Annotated in this window: 1 protein-coding gene; it reads left to right on the forward strand. The window is 34.8% G+C overall.

Features of this window, described 5'->3' with window-relative positions:
* Positions 1 to 274 (forward strand): hypothetical protein (locus D5S11_RS20030; protein ID WP_164833873.1); only part of this gene is annotated, 274 nt, incomplete at its 5' end.
* Between the last annotated feature and the right edge of the window lie 42 nt (positions 275 to 316).

The following is a 316-nucleotide window of genomic DNA, read 5'->3' on the forward strand; positions in this document are numbered from 1 at the left end:
AATAAACTCTTTAGAGTTAAAAGAGTTTGAAATACTGACTACGCTGATTGATTTAACAACGGATAGAAATCAGATAATTTTATGTAAAAACGTAGCACCAATAACAATAATTCTTGACCCTCAAGCCGTGGAAGAAGATGAAGTCCATGTAAAAAGAAGAGGTGAAGAGGTGACGGTTATAGGTTTAATTGATGGAAGTAATGACCAGATTATAAATGTGTTAAACTGGTCGGCACATTATGTTTTTGATGGCACAGACTGGAGTTCAATATAGATGGCTAACAACGTTTTACCAGACCCGCTTAATGTTAATATC

This window comes from Bacillus sp. L75 (genome assembly GCF_003676355.1).
Lineage (GTDB): Bacteria > Bacillota > Bacilli > Bacillales > Bacillaceae > Bacillus > Bacillus velezensis.